Annotated in this window: 1 protein-coding gene; it reads right to left on the reverse strand. The window is 59.1% G+C overall.

The features are described 5' to 3' along the window. A partial coding sequence (locus HMPREF2605_RS07810) for a hypothetical protein (RefSeq protein ID WP_168167596.1) occupies window positions 1-1,946 on the reverse strand: 1,946 nt, incomplete at its 3' end. Window positions 1,947-2,158: the final 212 nt, after the last annotated feature.

Genomic DNA, 2,158 nt, shown 5'->3' on the forward strand with positions numbered 1-2,158 from the left:
ATCCACGCTTCCCAGTCTGCGATGCGCCAGACGTAGCTCCGTTCCATGTGCTCCTCATAGTCATCACTGCCAAGTGCTTCGGGGAACTGACAGTACCACAAGGTGCCCGACTCACTGTTCGGCCGTTCTTCCCGATAATTAACGAACTGACGCCAGTTCTTCTTCGTCACGATGAACGACTCTTCCCCATCAGGGCCGAAGCGTTCCTGATCTGCCACGTAGGAAGAGTCCTGCACACGCTTCCAGAACGTCGGCACATCAATCTCACCACGCTGCAGCAAATCACCCAGGTACTCGATACGGTCATGCTTCGGACCAAAAGCGCCACGCGGAAAACCGTCGCCGAAGGGCAGCAGGCGGCCAGCACGGTAGTCCTCCATGTTGATGGTCTCCCAGGAGAAGCCGCCCTCCTCCTCGTACTGGTCAGGCTCCAGGCAGGGGTACCAGTCGCTGTCGTACACCATTCGCATTAGCTCAGTTGAACCCTCCTCGCCTTCACGGGTGTAACGATCCACCAAGCCAGCACGAACGTACTTCTCCTGCGCCTCATTCAGATGGTACTGACCACCCTTGCGGCGAAAACCCAGCTTCTCAGTCTCGATACCAAGCTTCAGGCGGTTCTTGTGCACTGCCACAGCAGCTTCAATCGTCTTCTGGCTCAGCGGCATGATTTCCGCCAGACGGGTCATCGTTTCGTACGGGGTGACAAGGTTCAGGCTGCGTAGCGTCTCTTCACATCCACTAGGATCTTCCCTGTACATGCCTTCTTCGACGTAGGTAAGCTTCTCCTTCAAAGGCATGGTCGGAATCTCTTTACGCAGCTTGTTGAGCCAGTCAACAGCGAATTCATCCTCCGGCTCATCATCCACACGGTACTGAGCCATCTTCAGCAACCACGCCATGTACTCATCCACGTTGAAACGCTCCGTGTACATCGGCTCCATGGCGTCGCAGCGTTCCTTGTTGATCTGGCGACGCTTCTCTTCCAGGGCCTGGTAGTATTCGAGGTCGTCCAGGGTCTTCTGTTGCTCTTCGGGGGTGAGGCTGTTCCAGTACTCTTCCTCAGCAATACGGTCCTGCTCATCCTCATCAGGGGCAGGCTGCTGCGGCAGGCGCAGCGCACCGGGGCGGCCGTACTGACCGGTACCGAAGGCGTCCAGGGTGATGGCGCCGTGCTTCTCTTCGCGCAGCGGGTGGTCACTGTTCAGCCACGCGCGGGCCTCGCTGATGCTGATGGGCTTGGTCAGGCGGTACAGGCGCACCTCCTGGTTCAGGTCGTCCAGGCGCATCTTCTGCTGCTTGAAGGAATCACGAGCTTCCTTCTCATTCAGGTACACGTAGATGTAATCGCCGCATTCCTGCCACCAGGGTGCGTCCAGGCGCGGGTCATCCCAGACGAGTTCCTTGCCGTCCTTACGCTTATACCGTGAGCGGCCCTTCGGAGGGTTGTTCACCTCCTTGCGTCCTCGGTTCACGTGCACGAGGTAGCCGTACACGCCGGGCTCGCCCTCCAGCTCGTTCTTGAGGGTGATGTCGGTGTCTAGGTCCTCGATCACCCAGTGCTTCTCATCGTTGAAGTAGGCGATTTCTTCGTCGGTCATGTTGTCGAAGAGGGAGCAGTCGAAGAGCATGCGCGGGTCGGTGAAGGATTCGTAAGGGGCCGCATCACCGTACGCGTTGCTCACGTAGCGGGGAAGGTCTTTGGGCATGCCCTGGCGGCGCCACTTATAGGGGTGGACGGTCAGGTCCTTGTCCCAGGGGGTTTCGCCGGTGATGCCGGGGGCTCGACGCTGCATGAGTTCGGCGGAGAGGTCCTTGCCGTTGACGACGACGCGGTAGTCCTTTTCGAGCCTCTCGTAGGAGTAGCGGGCGCGGGCGTTGCGTTCGGCGTGGTACTTCTTCTGGTATGCCTTGTAGCGGGCTTCGGCTTCGGGGCTGCGTGCCATGGTGGGGGTCCTTTCTCTCGGATGCGCTGGGAGGCTGCGGTGCTCTCAGCGCGTGGGCTTCGGTGCTTCTGATTACAGAATAGGGCGGACCCCTGACACGATAAGCGGGGCGGGATTTACCCGGGGGTAAAGCACAGGCCGCCCCTCCCCATAAACGGCAAAAAGCCACATGTGTTTCGAGCAGCCACCAAAGAAGTGGCTTTTCGAAACAC

It is taken from the genome of Rothia sp. HMSC065C03 (assembly GCF_001837295.1).
Taxonomy (GTDB): domain Bacteria; phylum Actinomycetota; class Actinomycetes; order Actinomycetales; family Micrococcaceae; genus Rothia.